The organism is Aquabacterium sp. (assembly GCF_029946005.1).
GTDB lineage: Bacteria > Pseudomonadota > Gammaproteobacteria > Burkholderiales > Burkholderiaceae_C > Aquabacterium.
Genome location: NZ_JAQSDR010000006.1, coordinates 366,386 through 387,103 on the forward strand (window position 1 = coordinate 366,386; position 20,718 = coordinate 387,103).

Below are 20,718 nucleotides of genomic sequence, written 5' to 3' on the forward strand. Positions count from 1 at the left end.
AGACACCGCCCTCCATGCGCACCATCGTCTGGCTCCTGTTGCTCGCGGTCGTGGCGGTTGTCGCCGCCTCCGGCCTGGGCGGCAACGACGGCCTGGTCAGCATTTACTGGCTGGGCTGGCGCACCGACCTGTCCTTCAACCTGTTCGTGATCAGCATGGTGCTGCTGTTCCTGGCCATCTATTCCACGATCCGTGGTCTGGATTCGCTGATTGGACTGCCCCAGCGTGCCAAGCGCTGGCGCCTGACGCAGCGTGACCGTGCCGCCCAGACCGCTTTGCGCGAAGCACTGGCCCTTTACCTGGCGGCCCGCTACACCCGCGCCCACCGCGAAGCCCAGCGCGCCATTGCCATCCAGGCCGACACCCCCGACCTGACGCTGGACGCCGAGTTCACTGCCTTGGCGCACCTGCTGTCCGCCGGTAGCCTGCACCGGCTGCAAGACCGCAAGCACCGCGACGAACACCTGCAGCGCGCCCTCGACCTGTCCCTGCTGACCCGTCGGCCGCGCGCCACGGAAGAAGGCGCCCGCCTGCTTGCCGCAGAGTGCGCCATCGACGACCGCGATCCCACCCGAGCCTTGCGCGACCTGGGCGAATTGGCCCCGGGCGTGGCCCGCCGTACACAAGCCCTGCGCTTGAAGCTGCAGGCCGCCCGCCTGGCCCGTCAGCCCCTGGAGGCGCTTAAAACCGCTCGCCTGCTGGCCAAGCACCAGGGTTTCACCGAAGGCGCCGCAGAAGGCCTGTTGCGCACCCTGGCGACCGAAACGCTGGAAACCGCCCGCGACGCCGAACAATTGCGCAAGATCTGGCAGCAACTCGACCCCGCCGACCGACGCGATCCCATCGTGGTGGCGCGGGGCGCCACACGCATGTCCGAGTTGGGCGCCCACAAGGAAGCCCGTCAATGGTTGGCGCCCTTGTGGGACCAGATCAGCCGCCAAAGGCCAGAAGCCAGCGAGGCCCTTGCCCAGGCCTTGTCGAACAGCCTGCTGGGCCTGGAGCCCGAATGGCTGCCCCGCCTGGACGCCGCCACGCCCGCGGCCTTGCGCAGCGCGGGGCTGGCCCTGGCCGTGGGACTGGCGCTGGCAGAGCGGCAACTGTGGGGCAAGGCCCGCAGCCTGTTGCTGTCAGCCGCCAATGACCTGCAACTGGACAGCCACCGCCGCCGCCGAGCCTGGACACGCCTGGCACAGTTGGCCGAACAAGAGCACCGTGCCGATGAAGCCGCGCGTTTTTACCGCTTGGCGGCCTTGGCCGACGCCGCGTGATTTCAAATATTTTGCGCCTGGCTTTACAAGGCACCTAAATCAATGCTACATTATTGGTCTTGGCGGCTGTAGCTCAGTTGGATAGAGTACTTGGCTACGAACCAAGGGGTCGTGGGTTCGAATCCTGCCAGCCGCACCAGAAATGACGAGGGTCAGCAAGTTAACTTGCTGACCCTTTTGTCATTTCGGGCGCCTCACCCAGGCAGGTCAAAATCGTTTCGAACCCTGGCAACGATTTTTTGCCACGGCCGTCACCGCTCAACTGGCCTCATTCAAGTGCTGCCCCCTTGCGCCGATAACCATGCATCAAGTCATGCAGACGGCGCACATGAGGTCTAAACTTTTCCCGCTTCTGAGCTTCAGAACGCACATCGCGATTGTCTTCGGGGGGCTGGTCATCGTGCTGGCTGGCGCGCTCACTTTCGCCCTGGGCCAGATGCTGACGTCCCAGATCCAACGGGACAAAGGCGGCGCGCTGAACGTCGTGGCCAACAACGCCTCCAAGATGCTGGCCGACGGCCTGTTTGACCGCAGCCGCGAAGTGCAGGTGCTGACCGAATCGGCCGCCGTGTGGTCCCAGGGTCTGGACTCTCCCGAGGTGGCCCAGAATCTGGCGCGCAGCCAGGCCATGCGGCCCAACAGCCTGTGGATTGGCGTGGCCGACACCGCCGGTGTGGTTCGCTCGGCCACTGGCGGCCTGTTGCTGGGTCAGAACGTGAAGAACCGCCCCTGGTTCACTGCCGGCATCCAACGCAATTTCGTGGGCGATGTGCACCCTGCCAAGCTGCTGGCTTCCTTGCTGCCTCGCGCCAGCACCGAAGAGCCCCTGCGTTTCGTTGATTTTTCAGCCCCCATCCGCGTGGGCGGCAAAGTGGTCGGGGTGCTGGGCCTCCACGGCAGTTGGGACTGGACGCGTGAGGTGGTGGAATCGCTGCACCCGGCCAACGCCAAGGCCTTGCGCATGGAAGTATTCATTTTTGACCGCACAGGCGCCGTCATCTACGCCCCCGACGGCAAGACCGCTGTCCATGTCGCGGCGGGCCTGCATTTGCCCTCCACCATCTCGCTATCCTCCAGCAATGACAACGCCGCCCAACGCGCCGCGGTCATCCAGTGGCAGGATGGCAAGGACTACCTGACCGCCGCCGCCAAGCTCAAGGCCCTCAGCGTGGCCAGCGATCTGGGCTGGACCATCGTGGTTCGCGAGCCCGTCGAGATCGCCTTTGCCGACAGCCACGCCGCCATGGTGCAGGCGATGGGCATTGGCTTACTGGCTGCCGGCTTTGCTGGCTTGATCGCCTGGTTCGCCGCCGGGCGCATCAGCGGCCACTTGTCCACCATTGCCACGGCCGCCCACGACGTTGAATCGGGCATGCCCGGAGCGTCGATTCCCTTGCTGGAAAGCAGCTCCGAAGTGCTGTCACTGGCCACCGCCTTGAACCGCATGACTCGGCGCCTGATCACGCTCAACGAGCAGATGGAAGACAAAGTGAAGCTGCGCACACAAGAGCTGGAAGCGGCCAATCGCGAGCTGGACCGACAGTCGCGCAGCGATCACCTGACCGGCGTGCTGAACCGCCGCGGCTTTGAAGCTCAGCTCAAAATTGCCTTGTCCTCGGCGCGACGCCGCAACAGCCCCGTCAGCGTCATCATGGTCGATCTGGACCACTTCAAACAGGTCAATGACACCCATGGACACGAGGCGGGTGACCAAGTGATCCGGCACCTGTCGGACACCCTTCGCCAACGCGTTCGTGACTCCGACATCGTGGCCCGAATGGGTGGCGAAGAGTTCATTGTGATGCTGCCGGACACCGACGCCAAAGGCGCGCAGATCCTGGCGGAAGAACTGGTCAAGGTGGTGGCCCTGCGCCCGGCCCCGGTCGCAGGCAAGGTCACCATCAGCGCCGGCGTGTCGCAACTGGACATGAAGCAGGAAGACCTGGCCGAGATGCTCAAAGGCGCCGACGAGGCGCTGTACGTGGCCAAACGCTCTGGCCGCAACCAGGCCGTGGTACACGATGCCAGCGCCATGGCATCGATGGCCTGATCTTCAAACTCAAGTGCCCAAGTAATCGCGCTTGCCGATTTCAACCCCGCCATGGCGCAACAGGTTGTAAGCCGTCGTCACGTGGAAAAAGAAATTGGGCAGCACGGCTTCCGTCAGGTATTGCTGGCCCTTTGACTCGACCACCCGGTCACGCATCTTGATCGAGATGTCGCGCCCCTCGCTGCCATCAATCTGCTCCGGCTTGAAGGTGGACAGGTAATCCACCGTCTTGGCGATGCGGGCCTGCAGTTCGGCAAAGCTGGCTTCAGTGTCTTCAAAGCGTGGAATCTCCACACCGGCCAGGCGCGAGGCGCCGCCCTTGATCATGTCGCAGGCAATCTGCACCTGGCGCGTCAACGGGAACATGTCGGGAAAAATGCGCGAGTTCAGCAGCGCCGCTTCGTCGATCTTGCGGGTCTCGCAATGCGCGGCGGCCTTGCCCAGGATGACCGACAGGTTGTTCAGGATGCGGATGGCCACGGGCACGCTGGCCGAGTACATGGAGAGGGACATGTGGTGCTTTCGAAAGGGATGGGGAGTCGCATTACACCCCAAGCGCAAAAGGCCTGCCTGAACAGGGGCCCTCTTGAAATCCAAGAGGAGTGGGACAATGGTGGGCCTCGTCCACCCCAGCCCTGAAAGTCAAAAAGATGCCCATTCAATGGTTTCCCGGTCACATGAACCTGACCAAAAAAGCCATCAGCGAACGCATCAAGGAAATTGACGTTGTGATCGAGTTGCTGGATGCCCGCCTGCCGGGCTCCAGCGCCAACCCCATGTTGCAGCAGTTGACGGGGCACAAACCCAAACTGAAGCTGCTCAACAAACAGGACCTGGCCGACCCGGTTCGCACCGAGGAATGGCTGGCGCACTACAACAGCCAATCCGACACCCGCGCCCTGGGCCTGGACGCTTCAGTGACGGCCCCAGCGCAGCGCCTCATCCAGGCCTGCCGTGCGCTGGCCCCGTTGCGCGGCGGCATGGCCAAGCCCATGCGCGTGCTGATTTGCGGCATTCCCAATGTGGGCAAGTCCACGCTGATCAACACCCTGACCGGCAAAAAGGCCACCAAAACGGGCGACGAGGCGGGCATCACCAAGATGGAGCAGCGCATCGCGCTGGCCAACGACTTTTACCTGTTCGACACGCCCGGCATGCTCTGGCCCAAGATCATTGTGGACAAGAGTGGCTACAACCTGGCCGCCAGCGGTGCCGTGGGCCGCAATGCCTACGATGAAGAAGAAGTGGCGCTGGAGCTGATCAACTACCTGCGCCAACACTACGCGCCTCAGTTGGAGGCACGCTTCAAGCTGAACGACACCAGCGCCCTGCACGACGACGAGTTGCTGACCGAGATCGGCCGCAAGCGCGGCGCGGTGCTGGGCGGTGGCCGCATCAACCTGCAAAAGGCCGGCGAGTTGGTGCTGACGGACTTCAGGGCCGCCACCATGGGCCGCATCACCCTGGAAACCGTTGACGAGTTCCAGGCCTGGTGGGCGGCTGGCATGGCGGTGGAGGCGGAAAAGGCCGAGAAGAAAAACAAGCGCAAAAAGGGCACCCGCGAGGCGCAAGCCGAGATCGACGCTGGTGAGGCCGACAACGAACCGGTCGGTGAATGACGGACGCCGTCTTCCAGCCCAAGGGCCTCACGCCCACCGCCGAGCAACGGGCGATCCAGCTTGAGCGCCACCGGCACGTGGTCGTCGAGGCCAATGCTGGCGCGGCCAAGACCACCACCCTGGCCCTGCGATTGGCCCAAGCTTTGGAGCGCGGCGCCAACCTCGACCACCTCCAGACCCTGACCTACACCGACGCTGCCGTGGCTTCACTGCGCCGGGCGCTGGACCGCATTGGCATCCCCGCCGCCGTGCGCAATCGCCTGCGCATCCAGACCTTCGACCAGTTCTGTGCCGAACGCCTGGCCAGCATCGAGGGGCCGGGCGTGACGCGCTACAACGCGCCCGAACAGCTCAAACCTCACGTGCTGTTGGCCATCGACCGGGTCTTGTCCAACGAAGACGAACGCCACCGAGATGAGTTCGCCATTGAAGGCTCTGGCGAAGGCGCCGTGGAAGGCCTGCTGGCCTCGTTTGCCCGCCTGAAGGGCACGATGCAGTTGACGCTGGAGGCGGCGGACCGCCCTTTGACACCGGCCTTGGCCGATGAACTGGGCCACGACTACCTCACGCTGCGCACCTTCTGGGCCTACGAACACCTGCGCCGGGGCGGCCACCCGGATCGCCACGCTTTCAGGGCGCCCGACGACGCCACGCACGACCTGGCCAAGCTGCTGATGACCGAGGATGCCCTGCTGGAAGGCGAGCACCCGATGGCCCTGGGCCTGCACCTGGTCCTGCTGGACGAAATGCACGACACCAACCGGGCCATGTTCACGGTGCTGCAACACCTGCTGGCGCAGAACCCCGCCGCCTTCATCGGCTTTGGCGACCGCGACCAAGTGATCCACGCCATGGCGGGCGCCGACGCCAGCTTCATGGGCAGCGGCTTTGACCGAGAGATCGGCCCGGCGCAGCGCTTGCCGCTGACCAGCTCCTACCGCTTTGGCCGAACCTTGGCGCACCATGTGGGTCGGCTGGCAGTGAAGGACTACTTGTCCCAGAGCCTGCACGACACCCCCGTGAACGTGGTGAGGTACGACAGCCTGAAAGACGCCCACCGGCACATCGCCCAGGTGCTTAAGAACCGCGAAGGCCTGGCCCCCAAATCACTGGCCTCTGAGATGGCCATCCTGCTGCGCCAACCGCACCAATCGGTCGAGCTGGAAAACCACCTGCTGGACCAGGGCGTGGACTACCGCACCGCTGGCTTCGACCCTTACCTGGTGCGGCCCGAAGTGCTGTTCGTGCGGGGCCTGATCGCCCATGCGCGCGACGAGTTCGCGGCCATCGAAGACGTGGACACGCGTGTGCGCATCCTCAAGTCCTTGCTGCTGTTTTGCGGCTCCTTCGTGGAAGCCGACACCACCGACCAAGCCCAGCAGCAACAGGCCGAGCAACTGGCCATCAAGGAAGTGGCCGCGCAGCCCGCGCTGGTGCCCCATTTCGTGCAAAACCAGGTGCTGCGCAACGCCCCACCCCACATCCGGGGCCTGATCTACGCCGCGCTGGATGTGATCCGATCCAACGCCACCGATGTGCTGATGGAGCGGTTCATCCAGGCCCTGGCACCCCAGCAACTGGCCGCGCGCGTGATGGTGCGCGCCGACGACATCGCGCAGGTGAGCGCCAACATCCAGGGCCTGATCCAGTCGGCCGCCACTTTTGACAACGTCGAATCGTTCTTCAGGGCCATGAACGGCCGCGAAGTGCGGCAAAAAGCCATGCGCAGCAAGCACTGCGTGGTGCTGTCCAGCATCGAAGCCGCCAAAGGCCTGGAGTTCGAACACGTCATCATGCCGGGCCTGAACAAGGGCGAATTCGCCGTGGGCGGCAACACCGCCGACAACCGCAATTTGCTGTACGTGGGCATGACCCGCGCCAAGCACCGGCTGACCATCCTGTACGACGCCGCCAAGCCCAGCAAGTACCTCATGGACGCCGGGCTGATCTAGCCAAGCGGTTGACCGGCAGACGATCGCTCACCTGGGCAAAGGTGTCAGCAGGTAGGCCCGCCCATGGTAGTAATCGTAGGCCACGACTTGCCCCTTGTCATTGACATCGTAGGCGTGCGTCAGGTATCCCTTGGGCAACTTCACCTCGAGCGTCAGATCACGCATTCCGATGCCATGAGGGCCTGTGATGAAGGCATGCATGCCGTCACCGTTCGTGGGGGAATCGAGAATGCCCACCACTTGACCGCGCCGGTTGATGCCAAGCGCGTCGCTGCTTTGAGCACCCAGCTGGCCCAGCTCCCTGACGCCCTTGCCCTGGGGGCCAGTGATGAAAGCACGCGGCAGGTTGTCGCCCTGGCGGCGCAGCTCTCCCACCACTTGGCCGTGGTCGTTCATGGCGACGGACGACATGTAATCCACCTGGCCTGCAGGCTTGACCTGGCGGGAACCGATGCCATTGGCCCCGGTGATGAAAACGCCTCCGGCCTGATCATCAAAAAGAATCTGGCCCTTGGCGTTGATGTCCTCTGGCAAGGCATTGGGCTGCGCCTACTGAACATGGCTCAGCCCCTGCCCGTTCGGCCCGGTGATGAACATCGATGATGCGGCCATGTCGTAGCCCAGCACCTGACCGCGGTCATTGATGCCGCCTTTGCCGTACAGGTAGAACTTGGGAACCAAGGCCTGAAGTTGAAGCTGACCAGCAACAGTGATCGCGTAGACGTAATCTGCTCGACCGGTCTCATCCGTGAGGCTGCTTTGAGCCACCACACGACCGGCATTGTTGATGCGGATCGCACTGGTCTCATGTCCCCCCAAAGGGCTCAAGTCAACGCGGTTGAGACCATTGGGCCCCGTCACGAAGCCCGTGCTCCTGCCATCGCCGTTGATGTAGTTTCCGATGACCTGACCCGCGTTGTTCAAGTGCAGGAACGATTGGTTGGAGGCCGGCCCCAGATCAACGACGGTCCATTTTCCGGCATGGGCCGACAGGGAAAAAACGCCCGTCAGAAGGGTGGCCAAAACCATTTTTTGAAAGTAACGCTTCATTCCATGTTCCTGTGAAGATGTCGACATGGCCCTCCCCTTGAAAGCCTGCGCCACTTTAGTTTTCAACTGTCCATGGCCGGAAAGTACATTCCCCAAGGCAATTGGGCGAAACTGGCAATACCGTGCATTTCGCACACCCGTGTGATGATGTCGGGCTGGATCCACCTGAGAAGACACCATGGCCACACCCCAAGACCACATCAGCATGGCGCTGTTCTGCGACTTCGAAAACGTCGCCCTCGGCGTGCGCGATGCACAGTACGACAAGTTCGACATCAAGCGCGTGCTGGAACGCCTGCTGCTCAAGGGCAGCATCGTCGTCAAGAAAGCCTATTGCGACTGGGAGCGCTACAAGGGTTTCAAGGCCACCATGCACGAGGCCAATTTCGAGCTGATCGAAATCCCGCACGTGCGCCAGTCTGGCAAAAACTCGGCCGACATCCGCCTGGTGGTCGATGCGCTGGACCTTTGCTACACCAAGTCGCACGTCAACACCTTCGTCATCATCTCGGGTGATTCCGACTTTTCACCCCTGGTGTCCAAGCTGCGCGAGAACGCCAAGTACGTGATCGGCGTGGGCGTCAAGCAGTCCACCTCCGACCTGCTGATCGCCAATTGCGACGAGTTCATCTTCTATGACGACCTGGTGCGCGAAAGCCAGCGCCAGGCCGCCCGCCGCGACACGCGCGACAACCGCGAGCCGCAACAGGCTCGCCGCACACCCGAAGAAGAAAACCGCCGCCGCGAAGAACTCCACGCGCACCGCACCAAGGCCGTGGAAATGGCCGCCGAGACCTACGAAGCGATGGTCACCGACCGGGACGAAGGCGGCCGAATCTGGGCCTCGGTGCTGAAAGAGGCCATCAAGCGCCGCAACCCCGGTTTCAACGAAAACTACTATGGCTTTCGCACCTTCGGCAACCTGCTGGAGGAAGCGCGTGCGCGCGGCCTGCTCGAGTTTGGCCGTGATGAGAAATCCAGCGCCTACGTGTACCGCAGCAGCGGCGCGGTGCCACGTACTGAAGACACCAGTGCCACCGAAGCCGGCGTAGCAGAACAGACCCGCGCCCAAACGCAGCAGAGCGAATCCGAGGCACCTCAAAGCGAGACCTCACCCCGCGAGGAGCGGGGCGAGGGGCGCCGCCGAGGCCGTGGGGGCCGTTCGGCTTCGGGCCGTGGGCAACAACCGCAAGGTGAACGCAGCGAGCGTGGTGAAGCACGCCGCCCACACAACGAGGCCGAGCCAGGAGGTCGGAGCCGCGATGGTCGCGAGGGCCCTCAAGCCGAGCGTTCGCCCTTCTACCCGGATCGCACCGCCCCCCTGACACCGGCCGCCCCGGCTCAGGCAAGCGCGCCCCCCGCCACTCCACACCAAGCGCAAGCCGAATCAGCCCCACCCGCCGCCAAGAAGGCCCCACGCGCCGCCGCCAAGAAGGCACCGGCTCGCAAAAGCGCGGCCAACAAGGCCAGCCCCCTGAGCGGTGACGCCGCCCCCCCGGAGCCGACCAAGGCACCCGCGCCAGCAGCCAGCGAAGCGGCCCCTGCCGCCCGCAAGGCGGCACCGCGCGCGCGCCGCCCCCGCAAGGCGGCCGACGGCACGGCGTGATCAAAGGGCAAAATCGCGGGCAGTTTGTCCGCATCAACCGAACCAGAAAACAACCATGAGCGAAGCCCCCCAAACCCCGGCCCTGCCCGACCGCCTGTCCATTGATCCACGCAGCGCCCACTACAACGCGGCCGTGTTCGAACACGACATCGGCATCCGCTTCAATGAGAAAGAGCGCTTCGATGTGGAGGAATACTGCGTCAGCGAAGGCTGGGTGAAAGTGCCCGCCGGCAAGAAAGTGGACCGCAAAGGCAAGCCGCTGCTGATCACTTTGAAGGGCAAGGTCGAAGCGTTTTACAAGTGATCGCGTGAACAAGCACAGCCGGACACGTGATGCCAGCTCGGGCCTCAGCGGGCTTGCAGATAGGCCTTAATGTTGCCCCTGAGGGACGGCGCTCAACACCCAGCTCAAGAGCGCCTCGCGGTCGGCCTCCACCAGGCTCATGCCCTCGCGCTCACACGCCGCCAGGGCCACGCCGCACGTGGCAGCCACCAAGTCATCGAACGATGAACCTGCCGTGGTCGGGTCAAAGCCATTGAACAGCAAGGCCCGCAGCAAAGCGTTGATGTCAGCCCGGGTCATGGGCACGCTGCGGTCCTGGCAGATGTCTCGCACGCGCTTGCTGGTGGCGGCCAGGGCATAAGGGCCTTCGCCCAAGGCCTGCGACAAGGCCTCCAGAAACGCCCGGTACTGGGGGCCCGACATCGATGGGAAATTGGCCACCTGCAAGATGGGCGCAACCCGGGGCCAACGCTCGTCGTGCTCGGGCAGGTCGTTGCCCATCTCGACAGACTGCGAGATGAAGTCGAGCGAATGCCGCTCGGGGTCAAAGGCATAGCCGCCCAGGTGCGACCACGATATCTGCACGCCAGCGGGGTGCACCGTGTCCAGCAACTTCTTGAAAGTGCCACAGCCGTTCCAATCGGTCTCGATGCCTGGGCAGCTTTGCCGAACCTGGTGCGCCAGGCGCGCCACGGCCACCGGACGGGCTGAGGCCGCCACTTCGTCGATCAGGATTTTTTCAAGCTGCTGGCGGATGTCCAGCGCGGGCTTGGGTTTGGGCTCCTCGACCGGATCGGCCTTCAGGCGGCGCGGGTCCAGCAGCCAGTTGTTCTCGCGGTCGATGCGCAAGGGGCTGAGCTTAAGCTCTCGCAGCAGAGCGGTGAAGGTGCCGCGACCAGCCCAGTTGCTGATGGCCAGGCCCGGCACCTGCGTGGCCAGGATCTTGGTCAGCGCGGGCAGCATCACGGGCGCCGAGGCCTTGTCCACCGTTTCCCAGGTCAAGGCCTCGGCTTGCGCGAGCATGCCTTCAAAGTCGGGCGTTGGTTCGCCAGTGGGCTCGTCGTCGCCAAAGCCCAACGCGTCGCTGATGAAGGCTTCAGGATCAATGATCAGGTCGGACGACGCGTCGTAAGACGCTGAGGTGGCGCCCGCCGCAAAGATCGTGGTGCGGCGGTCATCGCGGCGCAGCTTGCGCAAGACCGGGGTGAAGTCGGCATCGGCCGAGAACACGATGAACTCGTCGTAGCGGGTGTCGCTTTGCAAGACGTCCACGATGTCCAGCACCATGTGGATGTCGGTACTGGTTTTGCCCGCGGCGGTCATGGGTGGGCAATCCACAATCTCGAAACCAGCCTTGCTGAAACCGAACCGAAAGCGCTGATACATCACGGGGTTGAGGTAGCAGCGGCGCACGAGGATGCGTCGCTTGACGGGGGCCTCCGGATCGAGCGGCATGCGCAAACGTGTGGTGATCCAGTCCATCCAACGGAGAGGGTCGCTGGCGAAGCGCTCGGCATAGGCCACATCCAGGCGCCGCAAACCGGAATACACGTTGTCGAAGTCGACGAAAAGGGCAGATTTCATGGGGGTGCGAGAGCCGGTCAATCCGCAGCATAGCCCAGGCCTGCCGTCATAAGGCGGTCACACGAAGCACGCAAGCTGCCGGACTTACCTGTCTGCAGCGCCTGCCTTGGCGCGCTCGTTCAAATCGGAGTAGTACAAGATGACATCGTTCAAGAAAACCATGCTCGCCTCGGTGGCCCTGGCACTGACCCTGGGCACCAGCCTGGCGCAGGCCGCCGTGAGGATCACGGAAGTGGCCCCTTGGGGCAGCAGCGGCAACAACCCCGCCATTCCCTATGCCACTGACTGGTTCGAGCTGACCAACACCGGCGCTTCGGCCCTGAACCTCACCGGCTGGAAGATGGACGACAACTCCAATGGCAGCGAGAAGGTGGCCTTGGTGGGCATCACGACCATCGCAGCAGGCGAGTCGGTGATCTTCACCGAGACGGCCGCCTCGGCGAGCTTCCTCAGCACCTGGTTTGGTGGCGCAATCCCGCCCGGCTTGCAGATTGGCACCTACACAGGCATGCGCGTGGGGCTGAGCCAGTCAGGCGATGCGGTCAATGTGTTTGACGCCAGTGGCGTCCTGCAGGCCAACGTCAGCTTTGGCACATCCGACGGCACCTCGCCTTACCAGACCTTCGACAACGCCGCAGGCCTGAACAACACCGTCATCTCGCAACTGAGTGTGGTGGGTGTCAATGGCGCCTTCGCCGCGGCCAACCACCCGATCGAAATCGGATCGCCCGGCACCATCGCCGCCGTCCCTGAACCCGAGAGCTACGTGCTGGCACTGGCCGCACTGGGCCTGTTCGGGGTCATCGCGCGCAAGCGTCAGCAACGTTGATTGAGCGGCAAGGCATTCACCATGAACATCCAACAACTGACCATCGCCCTGGCAGCTTCAGCAGCCTGCTTCTGCGCACAAGCGGCCAACTCCATCAACCTCGCCAACTACCAGGTGACGGGCACGTACGCGCTCAGCACACTGGCGGGCACCGGCAACGGCGTCTCGGGCCTGGAGGCATCAGCAGTCACGTATGCGCGTGATCGCGGCACGCTGTTTTACGTGGGCGATGAAGGCACGGGCGTGGTCGAGATCTCACTCACCGGCCAGACCCTGGGCAGCATGGCCTTCAACTGGGCCAACACCGGCAGTTCCAACCATGACACCGAAGGCCTGACCTACCTGGGCAACGGCGTTCTGGTGGTGTCCGAAGAGCGCCTGTACGACGCCTACCGCTTCAACTACACCGCAGGTGGCACTGCCAATCTGGCCGCCAGTGGCGTGTCCATCAGCAATGCCACCGTGGGCAACAACGGCCTGGAGGGCATCAGCTACGACCCGAGCAACGGCGGCTTCGTGACGGTCAAGCAAGCGGGCCCGCAAGACGTCCGGGCGGGCACGCTGACTTTTGCGAACAACACCGGCGGCGTGGCCACGACATCGACCTTGTTCAACCCCACGCTGATGGGCCTGTCGACCTTGTCCGACGTGCAAACACTGTCACCAGTGGACACGCTCGCCGGCACGGCCGCCGCCAACAACCTGCTGATCCTGAGCCTGGGCTCGCGCAAGCTGATCGAGGTGAACCGCCTCGGCCAGACCTTGAGCACCTTCGATTTGTCGAACATCCTGCCCAACAACGGCATCGAGGGTGTGACGGTGGATGAGCACGGAACCATCTACCTGGTGGCTGAGCAACTCCAGGACGGCTCAGGCCCCGCGAACCCCATGTCGCAGCTGATCGTGTTGTCCGCCTCGCCCGTGCCAGAGCCCGAGTCATGGGCGATTGCCTTGACGGGTCTTGGCTTTTTGGGCTTGCTGGCGCGTCGCAAGAGAAAAGCCGTCATCACGCCCACTTCGTGATCTAGGGATGTGAGTTCTCAAGCGTGAGGCTTAGGATGAAACCACCCTGAGCACAATGAACGCTGGAGACTCTCGATGACTGCATGGGATCGACGGGATGCCGCAATGGCCATCGCTATCAAGGCGCAGTACGACGCCGAGCAGCACAACATCTGCCTGGCCCTGGTCCGCTTCAGCGATGGCAGCACCGATGCGCTGGCCGCCATTGAGCCCTCACAACGGTTTGGTTGCCAAGGCATGGGGCAATTCCACACCGAGCCCAAGCTGCTCAACTACCTGTGTGCAGCGCCGAATGTTCGTAAAACAGCGGTGGGTGCCTGACTACCCACCCTGCACCAAGTACGCGGTCAACCGGTTCCGGAGCAGGTTCCCCAACACCCCGCTGGAATTGATCGAGCTGGGCAAGGAAACGCAAGCCAAGGTGGCGCCCCAGTATCAAACCGTGACCGTCAGCACCATCAAGAAGTGAGCCGCCGCCAGAGGCACACTTACTCGCTCACTTGGCCCAGCTGTCCTTCAAGCCAGTCACCCGGTTGAACACGGGCTTGCCCGCCGCATGGTCCTTGCGATCGGCCACGAAGTAGCCATGGCGCTCGAACTGGAACTTCTGGTCCGCCACCGCTGCCGCCAATGAAGGTTCCACGAACGCGGTGACCACCTTCTTGCTGTCCGGGTTCAGGCTGGCCAAAAAGTCTTTGCCACCGGCATCGGGCTGCGCCTCGGTGAACAGGCGGTCGTACAGGCGCACTTCGGCGGCCACGCCTTCGTGCACGCTCACCCAGGTGATCACACCCTTGACCTTGACGCTGTCGGCGCCGGGCGTGCCGCTCTTGGTGTCGGGCACGACCACAGCCTGCACCTCCACCACGCGGCCATCAGCGTCCTTGGTGCAACCCGTGCACTCGATGACGTAGCCGGCCTTCAGGCGCGCCTTGTTGCCCGGGAACAGGCGGCGGTAGCCCTTGGGGGGCACCTCTTCAAAGTCTTCGCGCTCAATCCACACCTCGCGGCCCAGTGTGAAGTGGCGGGGTGCGGGCTCGGGCGTGCCTTCGGGTGGGTGCGGCAAGGCCGGTGCGCTGCAAGGCTCAAGGTGGCCAGCGCCCATGATCTCTTCCCAGTTGGTGAGCACCAGCTTGATGGGGTCGAGCACGGCCATGCCACGGTGGGCCTTGTTCTCCAGGTCCTCGCGCAGGGCGATGTCCAGGGTGCTGTAGTCGATCCAGCTGTCGGCCTTGGTCACGCCAATGCGCTCGCAGAACAGCTGGATGGCCTCGGGCGTGTAGCCACGGCGGCGCAGGCCCACGATGGTGGGCATGCGTGGGTCGTCCCAGCCCTCAACCGTGCCTTCGTCCACCAGTTGCTTGAGCTTGCGCTTGCTGGTGATGACGTAGGTGAGGTTCAGCCGCGCGAACTCGTATTGCTGGGGCGTGGGCTGTTGCAGTAGGCCCAACTCGGCCAGGCGATCGAGCAACCAATCGTAGAAGGGGCGTTGGTCTTCGAACTCCAGCGTGCAGATCGAATGCGTGATCTGTTCCAGCGCGTCTTCAATCGGGTGCGCGAAGGTGTACATCGGGTAGATGCACCACTTGTCGCCCGTGTTGTGGTGGGTGGCGCGGCGGATGCGGTAAATGGCCGGGTCACGCAAGTTGATGTTGGGCGCGGCCATGTCGATCTTGGCGCGCAAGACCATGCTGCCGTCGGCATGCTGGCCATCGCGCATTTCACGGAAGCGGGCCAGGTTCTGCTCGGGCGTGCGCGAACGGAAGGGGCTGTCCTTGCCGGGTGTGGTGAAGTCGCCCCGGTTGGCGCGCATCTCTTCGGGCGTTTGCTCGTCCACGTAGGCCAGGCCCGCGCCGATCAGGCTTTCTGCCGCGCGGTACATGAAGTCGAAATAGTTGCTGGCGTAATACAAGTGATCGGTGCCGTTGGCTTTCCAGCCAAAGCCCAACCACTTCACCGAATCCAGGATGCTGTCGACGTATTCCTGTTCTTCTTTTTCAGGGTTGGTGTCGTCGAAGCGCATGTGGCAGACGCCGCCGTAGTCGCGCGCCAGGCCGAAGTTCAGGCAGATGCTCTTGGCATGGCCCACGTGCAGGTAGCCATTGGGTTCGGGCGGGAAACGGGTGCGGATGCGGGCCGGATCGGCCTGGCCTGCCTGATGGTGGACCGCGTCGCCGGGGGTGCCTGCCCAGTGGCGGCTGGCATAGGTGCCCTGCTCCAGATCGCGGTCGATGATGCCGCGCAGGAAGTTGCTGGGTTTGTGAGGGGTCGAATCTTCAAGGGGAGCGTTCATCCCCCGATTCTATTCACTCACCGGTTCGGGTTGGCCAGCTGCTGGAGCATGGCCAGCAACTGCTCCGACCCCGCCGCCCCCAACGGCCGCGCGGCCAACTGGTCTTGCTGAACCACGGCCTGGGTGATCGCGACCAGGTCGGTCTGGCCCTTGGCGGTCAGGGCCAGGCCAAAGGCGCGGCGGTCTTCGGGCACGTCCAGGCGCTCAACGTAGCCGAGGTCTTCCAACGCATCTACCAGCATCACCGCACCAGAGCGGGCAATGCCCAGCACTTTGGCCAATTGGGTCAGTTTCAGGCCGGGGTTGCGCGAAATGACGATGAGCGCCGAAAACCTGGGCGGGGTGATGTTCCAGGGTGCCAGGGACTGGATGAACAGGTCGTTCAGGGCCAACTGAGCACGTCGCACGCCGTAGCCCACCAGGGAATCAAGCACGCCGTAATCAATGCCCGGCACGTGGGGATTGAAAAACACATCGATGGAGACTTCGTTCTTGTTGTTCATGGGGACCCGGATGACGTTTGCGGCGGATTTTAGTCGCTGCGCAGAGTCACCAGTTTCAAACATCACTCATACAAACACTTATAGATAAATGAAGCTTGTTTCAAACAAATACCCCTCAAACAAGGGGGTGAACGCCCAAGCCGAGGGTTCGCCCTCGAAGGTGATCCAGGGGTGACTTCGAGAATAGGCCAAGACGCGAAATACATCACACAAAATTGCCCGAGACCGGCCCCCCAATGCTCAGCACCCATTACCAAAAAGTCCGATCACTCAGCGTGTTCGACATCATGCGCATGCACGCCATCTTCGAGGCCAACTACGCCAACGGCCCCATCGGCACCTTCATGACCGATCTGAGCAAGAAGGACGGCGTGTTCCTGGTCCGCAAAAAATCAACGGATGAGATCGTGGGGTTCTCAACGCTCGGCATCCACGAGTTCCAGCACCAGGGGCGCACGGTGCGGGGCTTGTTCAGCGGCGACACGATCATCGAAAAGGCCTACTGGGGCTCGCGCACCTTGCAAACGGCTTTTGCGCTGAAGCTGTTCACCGAGGCCCTCAAACGCCCCTTCTCGCGCCAGTACTGGCTGCTGATTTCCAAGGGCTACAAAACCTATTTGCTGCTGTCCAAGAACTTCCCGGAGCACTACCCCCGGCGCGGGCAAGACGACAACCCGCACCTGAAAGCCTTGGTGATCAACTACTGTGAGGCCCTGTTCCCGGGCAAGCTGGACCGCGCCTTGATGACGCTGGACTTCGGCGACCACGCCAATTGCCTGAAGCAGGACGTGGCGGGCATTGACGAAGCCCTGCGGGCGCGCGAGCCCGACGTGGCCTTCTTTGAAGAGCTCAACCCGAACTGGCAGCGTGGCACCGAATTGCCTTGTATTGGCCGCGCCGACCTGGCGATCTTCTTGTGGGCGATCTGGCCCTTCTTGTGGAAGGCCCTGGTCAAGCCCGCCAAGAGGAAAACAGCCGCCTCGGCGGCCGGCGTCAATCAGGTCGTTTGACCGCCCTCATCAGACGCCAACGCGGTCACACCCTCCCGGGCCCGCTCTGAATAACGGTTGAAGCGCCAGGCGTTGGACTCCAGGGTGATGCGGCGCCAGGTGCCGCGCTTTTCACTGGGGGTCATCTCGGGCCACAGCTGGACCTCGTCAAAAGTGCGGCCACAGCCCTTGCAGATGTCGTCGCCCTGGCTGGTGGAGCAGATGGCAATGCAGGGCGTGTCGGGCGTCGTCTCATACCAATCCAGCCAGGCTTGTTTGGCCTTGGGGGGCATGGTGGCCTCGTCGCACGAGGGCTCGCGGTAATAGACCATGAGGGCGTAGACCTCGGCCAGGGCGCCCACCTGCGGACACGACTGGATGCCATCGACCGAGGGGCTGCGCTCGCGCCACCAGTTGATGGCCGATTCGATGTCCGTGATGTGGATGCCGGCCATGGTGGCGCTTATGACTGTGCCGCGACCAGCGCGCTCAAAGCCGCTTCCACGTCGGCTTTGGCCACACCCGAAGCCAACTCGACGGGGGCGCCGGACAGCGCCTGCGCACCTTCCTGCTTGAAGCGTTTGACCCAACTACCCGCCTCGCGACCCTCGGCGAAGGCCTGGCTTTGCAGCAGCAGCCCGCCATCGGCCGTGGTCAGCTTGAAATAGAACTGGCCATCGGCCTCGCGGTATTGCTTGAACACGGGCAAGGCTGATTTGCTGGCCTGCTCGGCCTGGGCTTTGGGCGCGGCCACTGCCACCATCTTGCGCAGGCCCACGGCATCGCGCAACTCGTTCAGGAAAGGCGTGGCCACGGCCCGCGCCTTGCGGGCGCCCAGCAGCAGGATCTCTTCGATCTGCTCCGGGTGGGCCATCAGGTGCTCGTACTTTTCGCGCATCGGGCCCACGTGGGCCTCGATCAGATCGACCACGCGTTGCTTGGCCTCGCCCCAAGCCAGGCCTGCGCGCAGGTCGGCGTGGAAAGCGGCGCGCGTGGCGGCGTCGGCAAAGGCATCGTGGATGGTGACCAGGTGCGCGCCCTCAGGCTCCTTCGCCTCGCCCGGCAGCTTCGAATCGGTGACGATGCGTGCAATGGCGTCCTTCAGGGCCTTGGGGCCCCCTTCGAACAAGGGCACGGTGTTGTCGTAGCTCTTGGACATCTTGCGGCCATCCAAGCCCGGCAAGGTGGCCACGGTCTCTTCGATCTCGGCCTGGGGCAGCACGAACAACTCCTTGCCGGCGCCAAAGACGTGGTTGAAGCGCTGGGCCACGTCTCGGGCCATCTCGATGTGCTGCACCTGGTCGCGGCCCACGGGCACGCGGTGGGCGTTGAACAGCAAGATATCGGCCGCCATCAGGATGGGGTAGCTGAACAGACCCATGTTGATGCCCGCGTCGGGCTCTTCACCCGCCGCCTCGTTAGCATCCACTGACGCCTTGTAAGCGTGGGCGCGGTTCATCTGGCCCTTGGCGGTCACGCAAGTCAGCAGCCAGGTCAGCTCGGTGGTTTCGGGGATGTCGCTCTGGCGGTAGAAGGTCACGCGCTCCGGGTCCAGGCCCGCCGCGATCCAGCTGGCCGCGATTTCGATGCGCGAGCGCTCGATCCGAGCCGGATCGGCGCACTTGATGAGGGCGTGGAAGTCGGCCAGGAAAAAGAAGCTTTCAACGCCGGACTCACGGCTGGCCGCGATGGCAGGCCGGATGGCCCCGACGTAGTTGCCAAGGTGCGGGGTGCCGGTGGTGGTGATGCCGGTGAGAACGCGTTCGGTCATGGCTGGCTCGGGTGGGCGGTTGCGTGGTGGCGGGAAAGAGGCGCATTGTAGAAGGGGCCCCCAAAAAAGCGCCCCCGGTACACTCTACGCCGCATGAAAAACATCGTCATCCTGATTTCCGGACGCGGCTCCAACATGGAAGCCATCGTCGAGGCCTGCGCCTCGCAGCACTGGCCGGCGCGCATCGCCGCCGTCATCAGCAACAAGGCCGAGGCCACGGGCCTGCGCTTTGCGGCCGACCGGGGCATTGCCACAGCGTCGGTGGACCACCGCCAGTTCGACACCCGCGAGGCCTTCGACGCCGAGCTGGCACGCACCATTGATGGCTTCAAGCCTGACCTGGTGGTGCTGGCCGGTTTCATGCGCATCCTGACCGAAGGCTTTGTGCGGCACTTTGAGGGGCGCATGCTGAACATCCACCCCTCTCTGTTGCCCGCGTTTCCGGGCTTGCACACGCACCAGCGCGCAATTGACGCAGGCTGCAAGTTGGCCGGTGCCACGGTGCATTTCGTGACGCCGGAGCTGGACCACGGCCCGATCGTGGCGCAGGCTGCGGTGCCGGTGTTGGCTGGCGACACGCCCGCCAGCTTGTCGGCGCGGGTGCTGAAACAGGAGCACGCGGTCTACCCACGCGCCGTGCGCTGGTTCGTGGAAGGCAGCTTGAAGGTCGATGGCCACCAGGTGGTGCAGACCGAGGGCGAAGCGCAATTGGTGGTGGCCGCCGGGACAACGACGGCGCCATGATCAAGTGGTTGCTGCTGCTGTTCGGCGCGCTGAAGTTCAGCAAGCTGTTGACGACGGGCGGCACCATGCTGCTGTCGGTGGGGGTGTACGCCTGGATCTACGGCTGGCGCTATGCCGTCGGCTTTGTGGGCCTGCTGTTCGTGCACGAGATGGGGCACTTCATTGCTGCGCGCCAGCGGGGCTTGAAGGTCGGCGCGCCCACCTTCATCCCATTTCTGGGCGCGTGGATCGAGATGAAAGACCTGCCGCACAACGCCGAGACCGAGGCCTACGTGGGCCTGGGCGGCCCCCTGGTCGGCACCCTGGGCGCCCTGGCCTGCTATGCCGTGGCGCGCGATGGTGGGCCGGAGTTGATGTGGTTGCTGGCGGTGTCGTACGCGGGTTTCTTCTTGAACCTGTTCAACCTGATCCCGCTGTCGCCGCTGGATGGTGGGCGCATCACCGCCGTGCTGTCACCCAAGCTGTGGTTGCTGGGCGCGCCCATCCTGGTCGGCCTGTTTTGGCTGAACCCCAACCCGGTGCTGCTGATCGTGGCCTTGCTGGCGGCACCTCAGGTGTTCAAGGCCTGGAAGTTCCGGGCTGCAGACCCTGCCCACGGCGATTACTACGTTGCGTCACCCCAAACACGTTGGGTCTATGGCCTGGCCTACCTGGGCCTGCTAGTGTTCCTGGCGGTGATGACGCACGATGTGCATGAGGTGCTGAAGGCGGGTTAGGCGAGCACTAAACCAAACCGGACCGTGGTCATCGAGAAGCAAGTGGCCGACGAAGAACTCCCCATCTGCTCGTTTCAGATTCAACCGTGAACCGGTTGCACTACCAAACGAACGCCCAGCGCGGCGCAAACGCGACTGATGGTGTCAAAACGTGGTTGGGCATCCGCGCGCAGTGCTTTGTAAAGCGCCTCGCGCGTGATTCCAGATGCTTTGGCGATTTCACTCATGCCTCGCGCACGCGCAATGTCGCCCAATGCTGCGGCAAGCAACGCAGGATCATTCGCTTCAAGGATGTCGGTCAGGTAGGCCGCAATGGCGGCCTCGCTGTCGAGGTAGGGTGCAGCGTCGAATTCGGACAGCTCGTCAACTTTGATGCGTGCGGTCATTATCTTTTCCTTGCGTCAGTCCAAACATTGAGCCATCGACAGCATGTCAAAC

Annotated in this window: 22 protein-coding genes and 1 tRNA gene; 14 read left to right on the forward strand and 9 right to left on the reverse strand. The window is 63.6% G+C overall.

Going from position 1 to position 20,718, the window contains the following annotated elements; all coding sequences use genetic code 11:
- The first annotated feature begins 14 nt into the window (after positions 1-14).
- The 3 genes from PSV38_RS04740 to PSV38_RS04750 all read left to right on the forward strand — a co-directional run bounded on the left by PSV38_RS04740 (position 15) and on the right by PSV38_RS04750 (position 3,318).
- Positions 15-1,268 (forward strand): heme biosynthesis HemY N-terminal domain-containing protein, encoded by a 1,254-nt coding sequence (locus PSV38_RS04740; protein WP_300545430.1) that lies wholly within the window; start codon positions 15-17, stop codon positions 1,266-1,268.
- Between the two features lie 62 nt (positions 1,269-1,330).
- Positions 1,331-1,407 (forward strand) — tRNA-Arg (locus PSV38_RS04745).
- A gap of 189 nt (positions 1,408-1,596) precedes the next feature.
- Positions 1,597-3,318, forward strand: a complete 1,722-nt coding sequence (locus PSV38_RS04750; protein ID WP_300545432.1) for a diguanylate cyclase — start codon at positions 1,597-1,599, stop codon at positions 3,316-3,318.
- Between the two features lie 9 nt (positions 3,319-3,327).
- Here the strand turns inward: PSV38_RS04750 and PSV38_RS04755 are convergent, their stop codons facing one another.
- Positions 3,328-3,831 (reverse strand): DUF1993 family protein, encoded by a 504-nt coding sequence (locus tag PSV38_RS04755; RefSeq protein ID WP_300545434.1) that lies wholly within the window; start codon positions 3,829-3,831, stop codon positions 3,328-3,330.
- Positions 3,832-3,968: 137 nt separating this feature from the next.
- Between PSV38_RS04755 and ylqF the strand changes: the two genes are divergently transcribed.
- On the forward strand, positions 3,969-4,937 hold the full coding sequence (gene ylqF, locus PSV38_RS04760) for a ribosome biogenesis GTPase YlqF (RefSeq protein ID WP_300545436.1): 969 nt from the start codon (positions 3,969-3,971) through the stop codon (positions 4,935-4,937).
- Positions 4,934-6,889 carry an ATP-dependent helicase gene (locus PSV38_RS04765; protein ID WP_300545438.1) on the forward strand — a complete coding sequence of 652 codons (1,956 nt, stop codon included), beginning with the start codon at positions 4,934-4,936 and terminating at the stop codon, positions 6,887-6,889. The genes ylqF and PSV38_RS04765 overlap by 4 nt, the downstream gene beginning before the upstream one ends.
- Positions 6,890-6,916: 27 nt before the next feature.
- Here PSV38_RS04765 and PSV38_RS04770 read toward each other — a convergent pair whose 3' ends face one another.
- The gene (locus tag PSV38_RS04770; RefSeq protein ID WP_300545440.1) at positions 6,917-7,423 is read right to left on the reverse strand and encodes a hypothetical protein; all 507 of its coding nucleotides are present in this window, start codon (positions 7,421-7,423) and stop codon (positions 6,917-6,919) included.
- Between the two features lie 15 nt (positions 7,424-7,438).
- Positions 7,439-8,146 (reverse strand): hypothetical protein, encoded by a 708-nt coding sequence (locus tag PSV38_RS04775; protein ID WP_300545443.1) that lies wholly within the window; start codon positions 8,144-8,146, stop codon positions 7,439-7,441.
- Here PSV38_RS04775 and PSV38_RS04780 point away from each other — a divergent pair.
- Both PSV38_RS04780 and PSV38_RS04785 read left to right on the forward strand, forming a co-directional pair.
- Positions 8,118-9,545 carry an NYN domain-containing protein gene (locus PSV38_RS04780; RefSeq protein WP_300545445.1) on the forward strand — a complete coding sequence of 476 codons (1,428 nt, stop codon included), beginning with the start codon at positions 8,118-8,120 and terminating at the stop codon, positions 9,543-9,545. The two genes, PSV38_RS04775 and PSV38_RS04780, sit on opposite strands and share 29 nt — an antisense overlap.
- A gap of 55 nt (positions 9,546-9,600) precedes the next feature.
- Positions 9,601-9,849: a DUF3297 family protein gene (locus PSV38_RS04785; protein ID WP_300545447.1), complete on the forward strand. Its 249-nt coding sequence runs from the start codon at positions 9,601-9,603 to the stop codon at positions 9,847-9,849.
- Positions 9,850-9,915: 66 nt separating this feature from the next.
- Here the strand turns inward: PSV38_RS04785 and PSV38_RS04790 are convergent, their stop codons facing one another.
- On the reverse strand, positions 9,916-11,412 hold the full coding sequence (locus PSV38_RS04790) for an NYN domain-containing protein (RefSeq protein ID WP_300545450.1): 1,497 nt from the start codon (positions 11,410-11,412) through the stop codon (positions 9,916-9,918).
- 139 nt (positions 11,413-11,551) lie between these two features.
- On the opposite strand from PSV38_RS04790, the gene PSV38_RS04795 reads away from it, so the two are divergent.
- From PSV38_RS04795 to PSV38_RS04810, 4 genes are all read left to right on the forward strand, one after another.
- On the forward strand, positions 11,552-12,241 hold the full coding sequence (locus PSV38_RS04795; RefSeq protein WP_300545452.1) for a lamin tail domain-containing protein: 690 nt from the start codon (positions 11,552-11,554) through the stop codon (positions 12,239-12,241).
- Between the two features lie 21 nt (positions 12,242-12,262).
- Positions 12,263-13,264, forward strand: a complete 1,002-nt coding sequence (locus PSV38_RS04800) for an SdiA-regulated domain-containing protein (RefSeq protein ID WP_300545454.1) — start codon at positions 12,263-12,265, stop codon at positions 13,262-13,264.
- A 105-nt stretch (positions 13,265-13,369) separates the two neighbouring features.
- On the forward strand, positions 13,370-13,585 hold the full coding sequence (locus tag PSV38_RS04805) for a hypothetical protein (protein WP_300545456.1): 216 nt from the start codon (positions 13,370-13,372) through the stop codon (positions 13,583-13,585).
- Positions 13,578-13,733: a hypothetical protein gene (locus PSV38_RS04810; RefSeq protein ID WP_300545458.1), complete on the forward strand. Its 156-nt coding sequence runs from the start codon at positions 13,578-13,580 to the stop codon at positions 13,731-13,733. Before PSV38_RS04805 ends, PSV38_RS04810 begins: the two co-directional genes overlap by 8 nt.
- Before the next feature lie 27 nt (positions 13,734-13,760).
- Here PSV38_RS04810 and PSV38_RS04815 read toward each other — a convergent pair whose 3' ends face one another.
- Together PSV38_RS04815 and PSV38_RS04820 are read right to left on the reverse strand one after the other, a co-directional pair.
- A complete protein-coding gene (locus tag PSV38_RS04815; RefSeq protein WP_300545461.1) occupies positions 13,761-15,557 on the reverse strand; it encodes a glutamine--tRNA ligase/YqeY domain fusion protein in 1,797 nt (598 codons plus the stop codon).
- Between the two features lie 17 nt (positions 15,558-15,574).
- Positions 15,575-16,060, reverse strand: coding sequence for a MarR family winged helix-turn-helix transcriptional regulator (locus PSV38_RS04820; RefSeq protein WP_300545463.1), 486 nt, complete (start codon positions 16,058-16,060; stop codon positions 15,575-15,577).
- A gap of 236 nt (positions 16,061-16,296) precedes the next feature.
- Between PSV38_RS04820 and PSV38_RS04825 the strand changes: the two genes are divergently transcribed.
- Positions 16,297-17,070, forward strand: coding sequence for a hypothetical protein (locus PSV38_RS04825; protein WP_300545465.1), 774 nt, complete (start codon positions 16,297-16,299; stop codon positions 17,068-17,070).
- Here the strand turns inward: PSV38_RS04825 and PSV38_RS04830 are convergent.
- Together PSV38_RS04830 and PSV38_RS04835 are read right to left on the reverse strand one after the other, a co-directional pair.
- On the reverse strand, positions 17,058-17,504 hold the full coding sequence (locus PSV38_RS04830; protein WP_300545468.1) for a DUF3717 domain-containing protein: 447 nt from the start codon (positions 17,502-17,504) through the stop codon (positions 17,058-17,060). The genes PSV38_RS04825 and PSV38_RS04830 overlap by 13 nt on opposite strands.
- A gap of 8 nt (positions 17,505-17,512) precedes the next feature.
- Positions 17,513-18,820 (reverse strand): tryptophan--tRNA ligase, encoded by a 1,308-nt coding sequence (locus PSV38_RS04835; protein ID WP_300545470.1) that lies wholly within the window; start codon positions 18,818-18,820, stop codon positions 17,513-17,515.
- A gap of 93 nt (positions 18,821-18,913) precedes the next feature.
- Here PSV38_RS04835 and purN point away from each other — a divergent pair, with 93 nt between their 5' ends.
- Together purN and PSV38_RS04845 are read left to right on the forward strand one after the other, a co-directional pair.
- Positions 18,914-19,564 (forward strand): phosphoribosylglycinamide formyltransferase, encoded by a 651-nt coding sequence (purN, locus tag PSV38_RS04840; protein WP_300545472.1) that lies wholly within the window; start codon positions 18,914-18,916, stop codon positions 19,562-19,564.
- On the forward strand, positions 19,561-20,280 hold the full coding sequence (locus PSV38_RS04845; RefSeq protein ID WP_300545474.1) for a site-2 protease family protein: 720 nt from the start codon (positions 19,561-19,563) through the stop codon (positions 20,278-20,280). Before purN ends, PSV38_RS04845 begins: the two co-directional genes overlap by 4 nt.
- Positions 20,281-20,360: 80 nt before the next feature.
- Here the strand turns inward: PSV38_RS04845 and PSV38_RS04850 are convergent, their stop codons facing one another.
- Positions 20,361-20,666: an addiction module antidote protein gene (locus tag PSV38_RS04850; protein WP_300545477.1), complete on the reverse strand. Its 306-nt coding sequence runs from the start codon at positions 20,664-20,666 to the stop codon at positions 20,361-20,363.
- Positions 20,667-20,718 lie beyond the last annotated feature (52 nt).